We start from the raw sequence: 13,098 nt of genomic DNA, 5'->3' as shown, positions 1-13,098 counted from the left end.
ACAAGTGTTTCAAGAGAGCCGGGCCGCAATCCCGGCTTTTTTTCGTCTCGAATTTGGCAGAGGCCCTCTGGGTTACCCCGAAGAGTCCCTGCCTGAGGCCCTCATTGGGGGCACCAGTTGAAGGACCTGGGCCTTCTTCCTCCCCACTTCGGAAAGCGCGCCACAGGCAATGGCGGTCTCCGTCATTTCGTTGATGGCACGGCTGAAGTTCCAGCCGTTCACGCGCATCAGTTCCTCCACCCGCTTTCGCGTCTGCGGAGGCAGCCTTTCAAGCTCTACGGTCATTTGGCCCTCCAAAGGGGCTTCAGCCCGCGATATCTTCTTGTTTGTCCTGCATCAGTTCCTCGATCACGCCGTTGGCTACGGCCCATTCGATGATTTCGTACAGGTAGGTCGCGTGCTGCATGCGGGTCTTCGTGGCGGCTTTACGCAGAATCCGATCAAGCACTGGTTCGAATCGAACCTTCACCGGGATGGCGCGCTTTTGATTGGGGTCCATGTACATGCTTCGATGCTCCTGGCTGTTGAGGTGGTTTAAGCGGCTGAAAGGGATTGGTTCGGTGCAGCACTGATCTGCGCCCAGGGAAACGACGGACAAAGGTCGGCCTTCTTGATCTGGCCTTCGGTCAAGGCCTCGATTTGCAGGGCACGCTTCGCCGGGACTGCCCGCTCCCCGGAACACCACTGGTTCACGGTCGGCGCAGTTACCCGCAGCAGGCGCGCCATCTCCGCCTGGCTGCCCAGCAAGCGGGATGCTTCTTTGGCTGCTTCTGCTGATTTCATGAGTTCTCTCCTGGAGATTTTGGATGAATATAAGGCATTACCTTATCACATACAAGCCATTGCCTAATCGGCATGCCGATAGGCCTAATTAGGCAATGCTTACCGGACCAGAATTAGGCGCCGCCATCGAGGCCGCGCGGATCGCTAAAGGCGTATCGAAGAAACAGCTCGCAGACGACTTCTCGGTGAAGCCTCCGTCGGTACAGGGCTGGGTAAAATTCGGCCGCATCGACAAATCGAAGCTGATGGGGGTTATCGCCTACTTCGCCGATGTCGTTGGCCCTGAGCACTGGGGCTTGCGGCCAGGCTTCTCCTACGAAAACATCCCCGATGATCTGAGTGCCCGTGGCGACCAAGCCCCTGCCCTTTCTGCGGCCGAGCTGGTTCGCGGCATGCTGTCAACGCAAGGGAAAGGGCTTTCCGAAGAGTCTCGTCGTCGGCTGCTGGCTGCCGCCGAGGCTGACGATGGCGGCGGCGTAATCGAACTGGACTACTACCGCCCAGGTGCGGTCGGTGATGAGGTGTGGATCGCCCACTATGACGTCCGGGCCGCCATGGGCGGAGGGCAGATCCCGCACGACTATCCTGAAATGCTCCAGGACATCCGGGTCAGCCCTCAGCATCTACGCGAGATGGGCGTGGAGTTCAAAGAGCATTTCCACCTCAAGATGGTGACGGGCTGGGGCCAGTCGATGGCGCCGACCATCAAGCACCGTGACCCACTACTGGTGGACGTCAGCATCAGGGAGTTCGTTGGGGATGGGATTTACATGTTCACCTGGGACGGCCACCTGTACATCAAGCGGCTCCAGTGGATAGGGGACGACCAGCTCTCCATGATCTCGGACAACGCTCTGCATCCGGCGCGGACGATCCGCGCAGATGAAACCTATATCCAGGCCCGGGTGCTGCTGGTGTGGAATGCGAATCTCGTATGAGTGATCACGCATGAATAAAAAGGTCAGTGCATGGCGCGGCGCAATTGCCATTACCGTGCTTTCTGTGATGCTCGTCCTTTCGCTTGGGCTGCTCGCTCAGGCTTTCCCAAAAGCGATTCGTTTATGGGTCGTATGGTTGTTTTTTCCGGGGTTCTTCGTGGTGATCTCGCTTAGCCTTCGCATTGCGGAAGGGAAGTTAACGAACTTAAGCGATTTCCGATCTTCCCTTCGTGAAGGAGGTGGGATGTTCGCGGCCTGGGGCGGCGTGATACTTGCGATGGCGGCGGTCACCGGAATCCTCAGCATCTTGTTTTTCCAGTAGCGCAAAAGCTCTCAGATCCAAGAGCCCGCCTAAGAGCGGGCTTTTTCTGCCATTCAAAAAGGTGCTGGCTCCTCCGCTACTTCATCAACCCAAACAGGCTGCTCTTCCTCGGTTCTAGCCTCCCACCTCAGCGTCACCGACCCATCGTCGTTAAACGTCATGTCAATGCCGTCAGTTTCGGATAGCAAGTCCATCACTTCATCCCACTCCCGATCTCCGTCCGTGTCCAGGCGGTGAATCGTCACCCAGCGCTGAATCTGCGCCACGGGGTGGTTGATCATATTCGACACCCTCAAGCCGAGCCTCTCTAGGCCGGTCATTTCCCGCTGGGATGCTTCTTTTTTGTCCGCCTGTTTCGCCATTCCACACCTCCTAGATTGCTGTATATCCATACAGGTTTAGCAAAGCCTATCGCAGCGGAGCGGAAAAGTAACCCCTGCTCGTAGGGCAATTCTTCATGGAGAAAAAACATCAAAAAAATTAGGCATTACCTATTTACATAAATTAGGCATTGGCTTATTGTTCATCCATCGAGACGCCACAGCGACTCGCCAGGGCCTCAACAGACCCGCCGCTCTTTAACAACCCGCGCCATAAACGATTACCCGGCTCACGCTGGGAGGTCAGCCCCGGCCACACCTGTGGGGCGAGAGGAAGTCAGGTGAACAAAATCGCGCTGCCACTACTGGCGACCGGCGATCCGATAGCCCCGAAAGGCTACCAACGCGCAGAACTGCGACGGCGGACGAGGTGTTGACCGAACTGGCGAATGACCCGGTAGGAGGCGCGAGTAACGCCCACAGATTTACTGATGCCGCTTCTATCGAGGCGGCATTGGAAATCAACGGATGAGGCAAAGAGATGCTGACTCTTGAACGAGCGAATGAGCTTCTTCAATACGACTCAATTACCGGAATTCTCACTTGGCGCAAATCGGTGAATAGCCGATCGATACCAGGCGCTGCGGCTGGCAGTCAGTCAAATCGCGGATACCACCGAATCAAAATTGATGGCGAGCGCTACCAGGCCCACCGCGTTGCGTGGCTTCTCTATTACGGAGTTTGGCCGGCAGCACAGATCGACCACATCGACAACAACCGCAGCAATAACGCAATCGCCAACCTTCGTGATTGCAGCGGTTCACAGAATCAGCATAACCAGCCAGTCCGCCGTGCTAATCGCTCCGGAATCAAAGGGGTGAGTTGGTGCAGCACTAAAGAAAAATGGCACGTACAGGCGAGGACTTCCGGAGCGATTCATCAGGGCGGCTACTTTTCGAGCCTTGAAGACGCAGGGCGTGCTGCAACTGAATTGCGAAACCGGCTACACGGAGAGTTCGCCAGACACGTTTAGGCCTTGGCGACAGGGCCAGACGGGAAATCAACCGCCCTGGAGGGCAAGACGATGCCAGCCCCAAACAGCCCCAACGGCTGCTTCCAGCGCCACGGCTATACGGTTGAGCGAACGCCGCGCAAGAGCGGCGCCGGCCACCACCGAGCGATCTATGACCAGAACGATCAGCAAGTGCTGAACCGTGCCGGATACGACGCGGAGCTGCAGTTCTGCATTGAGCGAGGGTTGATGCTGAAAGAGGATCAGGTTCCGCTGCAAACCGAGTAGCTGTCATTCGCAGCGCTTGAAACGGAATGCATGGACCTACTCCGCGACAGCCTGTCGTTAACTGCCCGATCCTCTCTATGAGAGCGCATCGGGGTGTGATCTGTCTGCACCTCAAAACATATGCCCTCAGAATTGGCGGCAGGTGATTTAGCAGGTTTTAACCGGTAATCCGGACAGGCTACCCCGGACGGCAGATCACACCCCGATGCGGATGAGGGCGCACGCTGATGCGCAAACGAAATGCCCAAGCGGTGGAGTAACGCGGGCCAACTTAATAACAGCGACTCGGTCCACCAACCCGGAGATCAGCACCGGGCATCTGCATCACCATCGCAACAAACGGCAGGGGCCCGAATCCTTACCCTACCTGCCGGGGATAAATTGGATTCTGCCCGCACATGCGGAATTCCCCAGGCAGCGCAAACGCTCTAAGCTGACCTGATGTAATCAGAGGGATCAACGATGACAAGCAAAGAGTTGCAGAAGATGGCGCCCGAGCTGCTTGCGGCGCTTGAAAGCCTGTATGAGAAATACGCTGGCTTTATGGAGTCCGAATATAGTTTTCCGGACGACCCATGGACGCCGGAGCGCGATAACGATACACCGGCTCTGGAAGCTAAGCGCCTGATAGACCTCGCCCGGCAGTAACCGGCGACGATTCACAAGAGCCCGCAACACAGCGGGCTTTTTCATGCCTGAAAATCCCCGACCAATCCCGCATGCACATGACACCGCGCCCAACGGCAACCAGCGGAATGATCGTGTGCAGCCGGAATTTGTTGGATCAACCAATGAGGAAACCAGCATGTGCAATTGCGCAACCGAAGTTGAAGCAGCCGCAAAAGAAAAGATCCGCGCGAAGCTGCCAGAAGGCTCCCGCGACTTCTCTGTCGAGCTGCAAGGGTTCGCCTGGCTCATGGGCGGCACCGTCAGCATGAAAAACAAGCTGAACCTGCACATCGAGTACGAGGTGCCCAAGAAGAAAGGCAACGGGTTCCAGCGCAAGAAACAGGACGTGTCGATGCTCGGCAGTTACTGCATGTTCTGCGGCGAGAAGTACGACAAGGACGAGCCGAACGCAGAGTCCAGCGCTGACGCCGCCTAACCCCAAACACTGGAGGTCGCCATGCATAGCTGTACTGAAACTCAAGCGGTGTGCCGAGGGTGCGGCCTCAAGTTGCGCGGATCGCCTTTTTGGAAAGGCGGCCTCGCCTATCACCCTGAGCCGAAAGGTGAAGTCCACCAGTGCTACTACGGCGGCTGGGTGTGCTCGCTCCGCTGTGACATCCGCGCCTGCGTCGAGCTGGAAGGGACCATGCCCGGTTGCGGTGGGGTGAACAGTTACGAGCGGCTGTCCATTTACGCAAAAGAGAGCATCGAACGCCATTGGCCGGAGGCAGCATGAACGCAGCACTGAAGATTTGTCAGGCCATGTACGACGCGCAGTTGCCTCCGATGGTGAGCGAGAGCTCACGGGAGGTTGCTCGGGCTGAGTGGTTATACAACGCGGTCGAGCAGCTTGTCCGGCACCGCATGGACGTGAAGGTCCAGCGCCGCTGGCATCAAGCGAGGGTTGTCACCGTCGCCGACCTGGCCCTGGCCGTGGACGAGCACGCGAACAACCGGCTGGCAGACTGCGAGGTCAACTCACCGGCCTTGGGCTGGCTGCTGGTCACCAGCGACGACAAGCCCGACCAGAATGCCGTGGCTGAGCTACTCGGCCCCAGCGACCACCCCTTCGGCAAGCTCGGCGAAATCGCCCAGGCCCTACTTGAGCCCTTGGCCGATGACGCCCTGATCGCCCAGGCAGAGGACAACGAGCTGTGAAACATCCAATCGCAACATCCCGCCTGGATCTGGAAATCGCAAAGATGGCCCGGTCCTGTACGCCAATCCCTGACCGCACCTTCGTCATGGGCATGATCGAAATGGCCGAGTTCGTCGAGCTCATCCCGCGCCATCAGGCCAATGCCTACCGCGACAAGCTGGACTTGAAATTCTGCGAGCGCAACGACCACCTCAAGAGTGTTTCGGCATGACCACTCCCATCGTGAAATCCCTGATCGACGAGCAAATCGAAGAACTGCCCGCCGACCGTATGATCCTGGCCTTCACCCACGAAAAGTGGCTGGGTGCCCTCTCGCTGGCTCATGACGCCGGCATTCCTAACGTCCATGCCTGGTGTGGCCGGGCTTGCCTGTGCGGTGAATGGACTGTCGCTTACGAGGTGAAGGCATGAATATCGATTGGAGCAAGGCGCCGGAATGGGTGATTGCACACGCGCTTTATGCGTTCGGCGGCGAAATACGTGAGGTATGGGTTGGCGAAGAGCAGTATCAGCGATTGGACCAGTCGAAGCCATTCCCGTATGGCGGCGGCGCATCGAGTTCGTTCCACAATCCTCGCCGGTACCAGTTTCGATATGAAACCTTGCGCCCGTCACCCTGGACCGGCGAAGGCCTGCCGCCTGTTGGGACTGTGTGTGAGTTCGCTGCATATTCAGTCGGCGGACCGCATTGGAAAAAGTGCAAGGTCATCGCCCACGATGAGGGATTTGCTGTCATCAATTACCACGGAAGTTACAGCGGGTATCGAGCAGGAGATCGCCTACGTCCCATCCGCACGCCCGAGGAGGTCGCAGCGGAAGAGCGGGAGGCGGCAATCTGCGCAATGATGGAAGTTTGCAGCGAGCTGCCTTGTCGTCAAAGCTGCGCTGACCTCTATGACGCCGGCTACCGCAAGCAGGTGACGCCATGAAGGTCACGTACTGGATTCTCGGCACCGCGATTCTCCTGGCAATGCTCGAGCACATGACCCAGCAAGAACAGCGCGGTTCGTGCGAGCCGCCTCAATTGTCCCGGGTGTTGAAATGAGCACTTCACGTCAACGCCTGCGCAGGGTCTACACCTGGCGCGGCTCAGCCATCGTTCTCCTCCTCTGCACGGCCTGGATGCTCGCAAGCGCCTACGCCGGTCACATCACCCAATAAACCAACCTTTCAAGTGCTGCGCACGTCGCGGCAAGGATTCGCTCGTGTCCGCAAATACCGAACTGGCCGTAGTGCCGCCCGCAGAAACTGCCCTTGCCGTCTACAGCGCGCCGAATGGCTTGGAGCCGTGGCTTCAACAGATCCGTACCGAGATCGACGGCTTTATACCCGACATCACGACCCGCAAAGGCCGGGATGCAATCGCCTCGATGGCGTACAAGGTAGCCCGTTCCAAGACTGCCCTGGACGACGTCGGCAAGAAGCTCGTCGCCGAGCTGAAAGAGGTGCCGAAGAAAATCGACGCCGAGCGCAAGCGCGTGCGGGACACCCTGGAAGCTTGGCAGGAAGAGGTTCGCCGGCCGCTGAATGAGTGGGAGGCAGCCGAGGACGCCCGGGTCGCCAAGCATAACGAACGCCTGGACTGGCTGAGGTGGCCCGCCAGAAAGCAGCGGCGGACGAAATTATCCGCCAGCAGCAAGCCCGCGAGGCCGACAAGGCACACAAGACCAAGATCAACCGCGCCGCCCTGGAAGCATTCATCGCCGGCGGCATGACCGAGGAATGCGCCAAGCAGGCAATCACCCTGATCGCCCAGCGCAAGATCCCAGCCATTTCAATTCAGTACTGAGGTCGCCATGTCTACCGAAATCATCATGCCGGAACAGCGCCGGCAAGCCGTCGTGCCGATCTCGACGGACAACAGCATCATGGCCGTTATCAGCCGAGCCGCTGCCGACCCAACCTGCGACATTGAGAAGATGGAGCGCCTTCTGGCTATGCATGAACGCATGCAGGCCAAGACCGCTGAGGCCGCCTTCAACGCGGGCATGGCCCAGATGCAGTGCGAAATCCCAACTGTGTTTGAAGCCGCGGTGAACCTGCACACCGGCAACGCCTACGCCACGCTGGACGACATCACCCGCATCATCAAGCCGATCATGCAGCGGCACGGCTTCGCGATCACCTTCAAGGTCGAGAACCTCGACAAGGCAATCAGCGTCACCGGGATCCTGATGCATCGTGACGGGCACCGCGAGCAAACCACGATGACGTTGCCGGCGGACATCGGCAAAGGGCGCAACGAGGTCCAGGCGGTTGGTTCTTCGACTACCTACGGAAAACGCTACGTCATGTGCGCGCTGCTGAACATCACGACCAGCGAAACTCGCGACGATGATGCGCAAACGGCAGACGGTTCGGACACCGACGACATGCGTGCACAGGTCGTCGCGGACATCCTTGAGCGGGTCGAACAAGCGACCTCGCCAGACGAATTGAAGGATGTCTGGCAGGCGGCTCTGAAAGTGTTGCAGGCCAGCGGTGACAGAACCGGCTACGACACAGTGAAGATCGCCGTCACCAAGCATAAAGAGACTCTGGAGGCAAAACCATGATCATCATTAATTGCGCCCAGGGTAGCGAAGCCTGGCTCAAGGAGCGCGCCGGCTGCATCACCGCCAGCATGTTCAGCACCGCCCGTTCTAAGGTGAATGGGCTCACCGCTCAGCAGCGTACCTATGTCGATGCAATCCTGGCGGGCCACAGCGAATCCCGCGCCAGGGACTTGGCTGGCTACAAGACTGGGCCAAAGGCCGAAGTTGTTCAGCGCGCCCTGGATGGTGAGATGGTCGGAGAGCCATCCAACGCAGCATTGAGCTATGCCTTCGAACTGGCAGTCGAGCGGATCGGCGGCGCACCACTGGATGGCGGTTTCGAAACGTGGCAGATGCGCCGCGGGCATGAGCTGGAACCGGACGCTCGAATGGAGCATGAGCTGCAGACGGGCCTGATTGTGACCCAGGTCGGCCTGGTCAAAACCGACGACGGCGTTTTCGGTGCCAGCGCAGACGGTTTTATCGGCGAAGACGGCGGCAGCGAGTACAAGTGCTTCCTCGCTCCGGACAAGCTCCGCGCCTTCCACATCGACAACGATGCCAGCGACGTAATCGACCAGGTGCAAGGCTGCATGTGGATCACTGGCCGCAAGTGGTGGCACATCGGGATGTACTGCCCCCTCCTCAAGCCTGTCGGCCGCCAGCTCTGGCTACGGGAATTCAAGCGCGACGACGACTACATCGAAAAGCTCGAGGAAGACCTGTGGCAGTTCAAGCTGCTGGTTGACGAGTACGAGCAGAAGTTGAGGAGCAAAGCCGCATGATCAGCAACCACCTCAGCCTGGTCGAGGCGCATCGACCACACGCGGACGCCATTGCCGAACAGGTAGCCCAGTTCCTGGCAGCCGGCGGGCGGATCGCCAAACTGAAAAGCCCACCGCGCAACCCCATACCGCCGCCCCGCTCCACTCGGATAGACCCTGAAACGGTCCTCAAGCGCAAACCGCGCAAGCTGACCCTGGCCGAGCGCCGGGCACTTCGTAAGATGGCGGAGGCGTTATGAGCAAGCGCAAGCCTCACAACATCAAGGCCAGGATCGAACGCTCCTGCCGCGCCATCCTCAGCACCAACCACGTCTGCGTGGTCAACATCGACCCCAGCGGCCGGCAGTGGATGTTCAACTGGAAGACCTGCAGGGTGATTCGCAGTCGGCAGGTGTGCGATGCGATCTTCGATGTCGCCCACAACTGGACGATCTACATCAGCGGCATGTGCGTCAGGCAGGACGGCAGCGAATACCTGAAGTCGCTGGAGATCGCACCCAACGGGATGTATCTCGCCAGCCAGCTCACCGAGGCGATCGAGCAGTACTACACGCAGGTGCGCGATAGCTGCAACCCGCAACACCTGGTGGCGCACGGCTGGATTGCCATTCCAAGCTCGGTATCGCTGGACGAGGCCCAGGCCGCGAAAGTGTTTGCCGCCGCCGGCGCCTGGAATCAGGTGAAAGCAGCGTGAGACGTTTTCGCACCCAGCAACGCAAACGACAGACCTGGCTGGACTTGCCGGCCAGCGGAATTGAAGGAGCAGGCCATGGCCGAGGAACAACAGCCGACGGCAGAAGCACTCAAGCAGCGCCGAAAGCGCGAGAAGGCAGCGGCGAAGGCGGCCGCCCTGGGCATCGAGAAGTTCACGGTTGAAGTGGCCGGTGTGTTCAAGCCGGACCTGAAGCAGGTCATGGCCGCCCACGGCTTCAACAACCAGCAGGAGGTGCATCAGAACCTGCTTCGAAACCTGATCGCCGCCGACTTCGAAACGCAGGCCAGGATGCTCAACTGTGTCACGACACCATTTGTAGTTACCGAAAAGGTGTCACGACTGATCAAGGCGGCGGGTATGAAGTCGCTCGCCGTCGATCCGCCAGAGCCGGACGACGAAATCGAAATTCCGCAATAACACCTACCCCACGCTGCGCATCCGGTCCACGGAGGGCGGCGCCATCCTGAGGAATATCCATGAAGCCTGAAATGATTACCCTGAAGCACGGCGACGCCACGATTAAGATGCCGGCGTCCTCCCTTGCCAAGTTGGCACTCGCCAGCACGTTTGCTGTGGTGTTCCCACAAGCAGCGAACGTTGAGCCTGTCGCACCATCGGCGGTCCCTGCCCTGGGCGAATATTGGCCGGGCCAGGGCGGTATCAACGGCGGCTTCGTTGCTGCGCGTGACGGCGTTCCAGCGCACTACCTAATCTTCGCCAAGGACGACGTCGGCGAGCACGCCTGGGGCCGCTACCGCGAAGAGTCGGGAGCCACCAGCAAGTGGGACGGCAAAACCAACACTGACGCCCTGATCGCGGCGGGAGGTCATCCAGCCGCCGAAGCGTGCCGGGCATACACGGCTGACGGCCACTCCGACTTCGACCTGCCAGCGGCAGCCCAGCTCTATCAGGCCTGGGCGCACGATCTGATCACCGAGGGCTACTACTGGTCATCTTCGCAGCGCTCCGCCCACAACGCATTCCTCATGGACTTCGATGCTGGCTTTCAGGACAACTACGCCAAGAGCTACGAGCTCCGCGTCCGCCCCGTCCGCAGATTCTTTATTTAATCCTTCATTCATCCGTTCTTGATCCGGCACCGAGGCGCAGCAGCGCCTTTTTTTGTTGCCTTCGAAAAGAGGAAAGACCATGTCCGCAGTAGCTCAAGCAGTGCCAGCAGTAACCATCCCGGAAATCGGCCAACCCTTCAATGGCGGTTTCTTCTCCGGCATCACCCGTGACCCGGCCACCGGAAAACGCTACCTGAACATCACCGCCGGTGCCGCGCATGAGCTGGTCGGGGCCTGGGGCAAGTACCGCGATAAGATCGAGGGCGCCGACAGCTTCACCGACAGCCGAGCCAACACCGAGGCCATGGCCGCCGCTGGCAGCGAACTGGCGCAGAAGATCCTGGCCCTGGACATCGGCGGCTTCACCGACTGGGCGATCCCGGCTCGTGACGTGCAGGAGCTTCAGTATCGCCACTTCAAGCCGACCACCGAATCGAACTGGGCCGGCCGCCGCGACGGCGATAATCCCAACAGCGAGCCGGTCGGCCTGCTGTACACCGAAGAGTCGCCAACCCAGACCGGTATCGAAGCCTTCAAGGAAGGCGGTCCTGAGGCCTTCCGCGATACCTGGTACTGGTCGAGTTCGCAGCGCTCCGCCTACGTCGCATTCAACATGCACTTCGGTGATGGCAGTCAGGGCTACAGCGTCAAGGGCTACGAGCTCCGCGTCCGCCCCGTCCGCAGTCAATTAATTGATTAATTTGCTTATTTAATCCGGCCGCTTGCGGCCGGCTGCCCAGGGAGGGCGCGCCAATGGCGATGCATACGGATCTGCAAATCTACAAGGTGTCGATGGGCCTGCTGCATATGGCTACGAACCTGACTCGAAACATCCCTCGCGACCTGAAACAGTCGCTCGGCAAGCGGGTGATCGACGAGTGCATAGACGTGCTGATGTTGATTGCCCGGGCCAACTCGACCCGGGACAAGCATCCACACCTGACCTCGCTGGTCGAGAAGGTCCAGGTGATCGAGTTCCTGATGCGGCTTTTCAAGGAAAGCCGGTTCATCAGCGTCCCGCAGCATGCCAAGGCAATCGAGGTCACCACCTCAATTGGCAAACAGGCCAACGCCTGGAAACGCTCCACCCCAACCGCGCCCGCCATCTGAGAGCCAAGGCTTTCAGGTCTGTGCGAATTGAATCTGGTCGTGCCGCTGACCTTTGGGTCACCGCCATGCGCACAAGAGATACCGCCGGTCTAAAGCGTCCGTGTAGGTCTCGCGCAGTTTTCAGGCTGATCGGCTCTGCCTTCGGCTTGGTGACGTAGATAGCACGATAGGTCGCAGCGCTCCGCCAACAACGCATTCAACATGAACTTCGATGATGGCAATCAGAACAACAACGACAAGAACAACGAGCTCCGCGTCCGCCCCGTCCGCAGATTCGAACGTTGGTCCCTACCCGTTCAGCGATCTGGTTCAGGCCTATTACGACTGCCGACGCTCCAAGCGCAACAGCGACAGCGCGCTGGCTTTCGAAATGGACCTGGAGCGGAACCTGATCGAGCTGCACAACGACCTGACCGCCGGCACCTACCGGCCAGGCCGTTCCATCTGTTTCGTGGTTACCCGACCGAAAGCCCGGGAAGTCTGGGCAGCAGCCTTTCGGGACCGCGTCGTCCACCACCTGCTGTACAACCATGTGGCACCGCGCTTCTACGCCAGCTTCATAGCGGACAGTTGCGCGTGCATCCCGGGGCGCGGCACGTTGTACGCCGCCCAGCGCCTTGAATCGAAGATCCGCAGCGCCAGCGAGAACTGGTCCAAGCCGATCTTCTACCTCAAGTGCGACCTGGCGAACTTCTTCGTCGCCATCGACAAAGAGGTCCTTCGCCGACAGTTGGCCGCCAAGATCACCGAATCCTGGTGGCTGGCCCTGGCCGAACAGATCCTGATGCACGACCCTCGAGAGGACTACGAGGTGCGTAGCCCGGCCCATCTGTTCAACCGGGTGCCACAGCACAAGCGCCTCACCGCGCAGCCCGCACGCCTGGGACTGCCCATCGGCAATCTGTCATCGCAGTTCTTCGCCAACGTGTACCTGAACGCCCTGGACCAGTTCGCCAAACACCGCCTGGGCGCCAAGCACTACATCCGCTACGTCGATGACTTCGTGTTCCTGCACGAATCGCCACAGCAGCTCAACGCCTGGCTGGCAGAGGTTGAAGCCTTCCTGCCCAGCCTGGGCGCCAAGCTGAACCCGAAGAAAACGATTCTTCAGCCGGTGGATCGGGGTGTCGACTTCGTCGGGCACGTGATCAAGCCCTGGCGGCGCACGACGCGGAAACGGTCATTGGCCCAGGCGCTGAAGCGAACAGCCTCGGCGCCGGCCGATGACCTTCGCGAAACCGCCAACAGTTACTTCGGCCTGCTCAGCCAGGCCAGCCACAGCGAGAAAGACCGAGCCGCGTTGGCGCGTGTCGTGCTGAAGCGCGGCCATGTCGTCAACGGCGAGCTGACCAAGACCTACCCAAAACGCTGATCCGGCCCCATGCCTGGCCAT

General features: G+C 59.6%; 25 protein-coding genes. 20 read left to right on the top strand and 5 right to left on the bottom strand.

The window, feature by feature from the left end; genetic code table 11:
• Positions 1–72 precede the first annotated feature (72 nt).
• From EGM97_RS21975 to EGM97_RS21965, 3 genes are read right to left on the bottom strand one after another with little or no spacing between them, the layout of a single operon-like run.
• The gene (locus EGM97_RS21975; RefSeq protein ID WP_477788851.1) at positions 73–285 is read right to left on the bottom strand and encodes a hypothetical protein; all 213 of its coding nucleotides are present in this window, start codon (positions 283–285) and stop codon (positions 73–75) included.
• A 19-nt stretch (positions 286–304) separates the two neighbouring features.
• Entirely contained in the window at positions 305–505 is a 201-nt protein-coding gene (locus tag EGM97_RS21970; RefSeq protein WP_039012569.1) for a hypothetical protein, read from the bottom strand.
• A gap of 29 nt (positions 506–534) precedes the next feature.
• Positions 535–783 carry a transcriptional regulator gene (locus EGM97_RS21965; RefSeq protein WP_238962218.1) on the bottom strand — a complete coding sequence of 83 codons (249 nt, stop codon included), beginning with the start codon at positions 781–783 and terminating at the stop codon, positions 535–537.
• A gap of 245 nt (positions 784–1,028) precedes the next feature.
• Here EGM97_RS21965 and EGM97_RS21960 point away from each other — a divergent pair, with 245 nt between their 5' ends.
• Positions 1,029–1,721 (top strand): S24 family peptidase, encoded by a 693-nt coding sequence (locus EGM97_RS21960; RefSeq protein WP_477788855.1) that lies wholly within the window; start codon positions 1,029–1,031, stop codon positions 1,719–1,721.
• A 10-nt stretch (positions 1,722–1,731) separates the two neighbouring features.
• Positions 1,732–2,043 (top strand): hypothetical protein, encoded by a 312-nt coding sequence (locus EGM97_RS21955; RefSeq protein ID WP_238962220.1) that lies wholly within the window; start codon positions 1,732–1,734, stop codon positions 2,041–2,043.
• A 53-nt stretch (positions 2,044–2,096) separates the two neighbouring features.
• On the opposite strand, the gene EGM97_RS21950 is transcribed toward EGM97_RS21955, so the two are convergent.
• On the bottom strand, positions 2,097–2,405 hold the full coding sequence (locus EGM97_RS21950) for a DUF1654 domain-containing protein (protein ID WP_238962221.1): 309 nt from the start codon (positions 2,403–2,405) through the stop codon (positions 2,097–2,099).
• Between the two features lie 499 nt (positions 2,406–2,904).
• Between EGM97_RS21950 and EGM97_RS21945 the strand changes: the two genes are divergently transcribed.
• The 8 genes from EGM97_RS21945 to EGM97_RS21910 all read left to right on the top strand — a co-directional run bounded on the left by EGM97_RS21945 (position 2,905) and on the right by EGM97_RS21910 (position 6,420).
• Positions 2,905–3,396 (top strand): HNH endonuclease, encoded by a 492-nt coding sequence (locus EGM97_RS21945; protein WP_238962222.1) that lies wholly within the window; start codon positions 2,905–2,907, stop codon positions 3,394–3,396.
• 51 nt (positions 3,397–3,447) lie between these two features.
• Entirely contained in the window at positions 3,448–3,663 is a 216-nt protein-coding gene (locus EGM97_RS21940; protein ID WP_238962223.1) for a hypothetical protein, read from the top strand.
• A gap of 462 nt (positions 3,664–4,125) precedes the next feature.
• The gene (locus EGM97_RS21935; RefSeq protein ID WP_238962224.1) at positions 4,126–4,311 is read left to right on the top strand and encodes a hypothetical protein; all 186 of its coding nucleotides are present in this window, start codon (positions 4,126–4,128) and stop codon (positions 4,309–4,311) included.
• Positions 4,312–4,354: 43 nt separating this feature from the next.
• Positions 4,355–4,768, top strand: coding sequence for a hypothetical protein (locus tag EGM97_RS21930; protein ID WP_238962225.1), 414 nt, complete (start codon positions 4,355–4,357; stop codon positions 4,766–4,768).
• A gap of 296 nt (positions 4,769–5,064) precedes the next feature.
• Entirely contained in the window at positions 5,065–5,490 is a 426-nt protein-coding gene (locus EGM97_RS21925; RefSeq protein ID WP_238962226.1) for a hypothetical protein, read from the top strand.
• A gap of 44 nt (positions 5,491–5,534) precedes the next feature.
• Positions 5,535–5,702 carry a hypothetical protein gene (locus EGM97_RS21920; protein WP_238962227.1) on the top strand — a complete coding sequence of 56 codons (168 nt, stop codon included), beginning with the start codon at positions 5,535–5,537 and terminating at the stop codon, positions 5,700–5,702.
• On the top strand, positions 5,699–5,902 hold the full coding sequence (locus EGM97_RS21915) for a hypothetical protein (protein ID WP_238962228.1): 204 nt from the start codon (positions 5,699–5,701) through the stop codon (positions 5,900–5,902). The genes EGM97_RS21920 and EGM97_RS21915 overlap by 4 nt, the downstream gene beginning before the upstream one ends.
• Complete coding sequence (locus tag EGM97_RS21910; RefSeq protein WP_238962229.1) at positions 5,899–6,420, top strand: hypothetical protein; 522 nt, start codon at positions 5,899–5,901, stop codon at positions 6,418–6,420. The genes EGM97_RS21915 and EGM97_RS21910 overlap by 4 nt, the downstream gene beginning before the upstream one ends.
• Before the next feature lie 216 nt (positions 6,421–6,636).
• On the opposite strand, the gene EGM97_RS21905 is transcribed toward EGM97_RS21910, so the two are convergent.
• Positions 6,637–7,059 carry a hypothetical protein gene (locus tag EGM97_RS21905; RefSeq protein WP_343075402.1) on the bottom strand — a complete coding sequence of 141 codons (423 nt, stop codon included), beginning with the start codon at positions 7,057–7,059 and terminating at the stop codon, positions 6,637–6,639.
• Positions 7,060–7,082: 23 nt separating this feature from the next.
• Between EGM97_RS21905 and EGM97_RS21900 the strand changes: the two genes are divergently transcribed.
• The 10 genes from EGM97_RS21900 to EGM97_RS21855 all read left to right on the top strand — a co-directional run bounded on the left by EGM97_RS21900 (position 7,083) and on the right by EGM97_RS21855 (position 13,077).
• Positions 7,083–7,280 (top strand): hypothetical protein, encoded by a 198-nt coding sequence (locus EGM97_RS21900; RefSeq protein ID WP_343075403.1) that lies wholly within the window; start codon positions 7,083–7,085, stop codon positions 7,278–7,280.
• A gap of 7 nt (positions 7,281–7,287) precedes the next feature.
• Positions 7,288–8,046 carry an ERF family protein gene (locus EGM97_RS21895; RefSeq protein WP_238962230.1) on the top strand — a complete coding sequence of 253 codons (759 nt, stop codon included), beginning with the start codon at positions 7,288–7,290 and terminating at the stop codon, positions 8,044–8,046.
• Entirely contained in the window at positions 8,043–8,810 is a 768-nt protein-coding gene (locus EGM97_RS21890; RefSeq protein ID WP_238962231.1) for a lambda exonuclease family protein, read from the top strand. The genes EGM97_RS21895 and EGM97_RS21890 overlap by 4 nt, the downstream gene beginning before the upstream one ends.
• Positions 8,807–9,049 carry a hypothetical protein gene (locus EGM97_RS21885; RefSeq protein ID WP_238962232.1) on the top strand — a complete coding sequence of 81 codons (243 nt, stop codon included), beginning with the start codon at positions 8,807–8,809 and terminating at the stop codon, positions 9,047–9,049. The genes EGM97_RS21890 and EGM97_RS21885 overlap by 4 nt, the downstream gene beginning before the upstream one ends.
• Entirely contained in the window at positions 9,046–9,504 is a 459-nt protein-coding gene (locus EGM97_RS21880; RefSeq protein ID WP_238962233.1) for a hypothetical protein, read from the top strand. Before EGM97_RS21885 ends, EGM97_RS21880 begins: the two co-directional genes overlap by 4 nt.
• A gap of 75 nt (positions 9,505–9,579) precedes the next feature.
• Positions 9,580–9,942, top strand: coding sequence for a hypothetical protein (locus EGM97_RS21875; RefSeq protein WP_238962234.1), 363 nt, complete (start codon positions 9,580–9,582; stop codon positions 9,940–9,942).
• Between the two features lie 59 nt (positions 9,943–10,001).
• Positions 10,002–10,595 carry an Lcl C-terminal domain-containing protein gene (locus tag EGM97_RS21870; protein ID WP_238962235.1) on the top strand — a complete coding sequence of 198 codons (594 nt, stop codon included), beginning with the start codon at positions 10,002–10,004 and terminating at the stop codon, positions 10,593–10,595.
• 79 nt (positions 10,596–10,674) lie between these two features.
• Positions 10,675–11,295, top strand: a complete 621-nt coding sequence (locus EGM97_RS21865) for an Lcl C-terminal domain-containing protein (protein ID WP_238962236.1) — start codon at positions 10,675–10,677, stop codon at positions 11,293–11,295.
• A 53-nt stretch (positions 11,296–11,348) separates the two neighbouring features.
• Positions 11,349–11,705 (top strand): four helix bundle protein, encoded by a 357-nt coding sequence (locus tag EGM97_RS21860; RefSeq protein WP_238962237.1) that lies wholly within the window; start codon positions 11,349–11,351, stop codon positions 11,703–11,705.
• A gap of 211 nt (positions 11,706–11,916) precedes the next feature.
• Positions 11,917–13,077, top strand: coding sequence for an RNA-directed DNA polymerase (locus EGM97_RS21855; RefSeq protein ID WP_477788850.1), 1,161 nt, complete (start codon positions 11,917–11,919; stop codon positions 13,075–13,077).
• Positions 13,078–13,098 lie beyond the last annotated feature (21 nt).

This window comes from Pseudomonas sp. AF32 (assembly GCF_022342325.2).
Classification (GTDB): domain Bacteria; phylum Pseudomonadota; class Gammaproteobacteria; order Pseudomonadales; family Pseudomonadaceae; genus Aquipseudomonas; species Aquipseudomonas uvaldensis.
This window is presented reverse-complemented; position numbering and strand designations above follow the sequence as displayed.

Excerpts from the sequence above, each read along its gene's own strand:
- EGM97_RS21975 (WP_477788851.1), bottom strand. The coding sequence starts at position 285 with ATGACCGTAGAGCTTGAAAGGCTGCCTCCGCAGACGCGAAAGCGGGTG.
- EGM97_RS21970 (WP_039012569.1), bottom strand. The coding sequence starts at position 505 with ATGTACATGGACCCCAATCAAAAGCGCGCCATCCCGGTGAAGGTTCGA.
- EGM97_RS21965 (WP_238962218.1), bottom strand. The coding sequence starts at position 783 with ATGAAATCAGCAGAAGCAGCCAAAGAAGCATCCCGCTTGCTGGGCAGC.
- EGM97_RS21960 (WP_477788855.1), top strand. The coding sequence starts at position 1,029 with ATGGGGGTTATCGCCTACTTCGCCGATGTCGTTGGCCCTGAGCACTGG.
- EGM97_RS21955 (WP_238962220.1), top strand. The coding sequence starts at position 1,732 with ATGAATAAAAAGGTCAGTGCATGGCGCGGCGCAATTGCCATTACCGTG.
- EGM97_RS21950 (WP_238962221.1), bottom strand. The coding sequence starts at position 2,405 with ATGGCGAAACAGGCGGACAAAAAAGAAGCATCCCAGCGGGAAATGACC.
- EGM97_RS21945 (WP_238962222.1), top strand. The coding sequence starts at position 2,905 with ATGCTGACTCTTGAACGAGCGAATGAGCTTCTTCAATACGACTCAATT.
- EGM97_RS21940 (WP_238962223.1), top strand. The coding sequence starts at position 3,448 with ATGCCAGCCCCAAACAGCCCCAACGGCTGCTTCCAGCGCCACGGCTAT.
- EGM97_RS21935 (WP_238962224.1), top strand. The coding sequence starts at position 4,126 with ATGACAAGCAAAGAGTTGCAGAAGATGGCGCCCGAGCTGCTTGCGGCG.
- EGM97_RS21930 (WP_238962225.1), top strand. The coding sequence starts at position 4,355 with ATGCCTGAAAATCCCCGACCAATCCCGCATGCACATGACACCGCGCCC.
- EGM97_RS21925 (WP_238962226.1), top strand. The coding sequence starts at position 5,065 with ATGAACGCAGCACTGAAGATTTGTCAGGCCATGTACGACGCGCAGTTG.
- EGM97_RS21920 (WP_238962227.1), top strand. The coding sequence starts at position 5,535 with ATGGCCCGGTCCTGTACGCCAATCCCTGACCGCACCTTCGTCATGGGC.
- EGM97_RS21915 (WP_238962228.1), top strand. The coding sequence starts at position 5,699 with ATGACCACTCCCATCGTGAAATCCCTGATCGACGAGCAAATCGAAGAA.
- EGM97_RS21910 (WP_238962229.1), top strand. The coding sequence starts at position 5,899 with ATGAATATCGATTGGAGCAAGGCGCCGGAATGGGTGATTGCACACGCG.
- EGM97_RS21905 (WP_343075402.1), bottom strand. The coding sequence starts at position 7,059 with ATGCTTGGCGACCCGGGCGTCCTCGGCTGCCTCCCACTCATTCAGCGG.
- EGM97_RS21895 (WP_238962230.1), top strand. The coding sequence starts at position 7,288 with ATGTCTACCGAAATCATCATGCCGGAACAGCGCCGGCAAGCCGTCGTG.
- EGM97_RS21890 (WP_238962231.1), top strand. The coding sequence starts at position 8,043 with ATGATCATCATTAATTGCGCCCAGGGTAGCGAAGCCTGGCTCAAGGAG.
- EGM97_RS21885 (WP_238962232.1), top strand. The coding sequence starts at position 8,807 with ATGATCAGCAACCACCTCAGCCTGGTCGAGGCGCATCGACCACACGCG.
- EGM97_RS21880 (WP_238962233.1), top strand. The coding sequence starts at position 9,046 with ATGAGCAAGCGCAAGCCTCACAACATCAAGGCCAGGATCGAACGCTCC.
- EGM97_RS21875 (WP_238962234.1), top strand. The coding sequence starts at position 9,580 with ATGGCCGAGGAACAACAGCCGACGGCAGAAGCACTCAAGCAGCGCCGA.
- EGM97_RS21870 (WP_238962235.1), top strand. The coding sequence starts at position 10,002 with ATGAAGCCTGAAATGATTACCCTGAAGCACGGCGACGCCACGATTAAG.
- EGM97_RS21865 (WP_238962236.1), top strand. The coding sequence starts at position 10,675 with ATGTCCGCAGTAGCTCAAGCAGTGCCAGCAGTAACCATCCCGGAAATC.
- EGM97_RS21860 (WP_238962237.1), top strand. The coding sequence starts at position 11,349 with ATGGCGATGCATACGGATCTGCAAATCTACAAGGTGTCGATGGGCCTG.
- EGM97_RS21855 (WP_477788850.1), top strand. The coding sequence starts at position 11,917 with ATGATGGCAATCAGAACAACAACGACAAGAACAACGAGCTCCGCGTCC.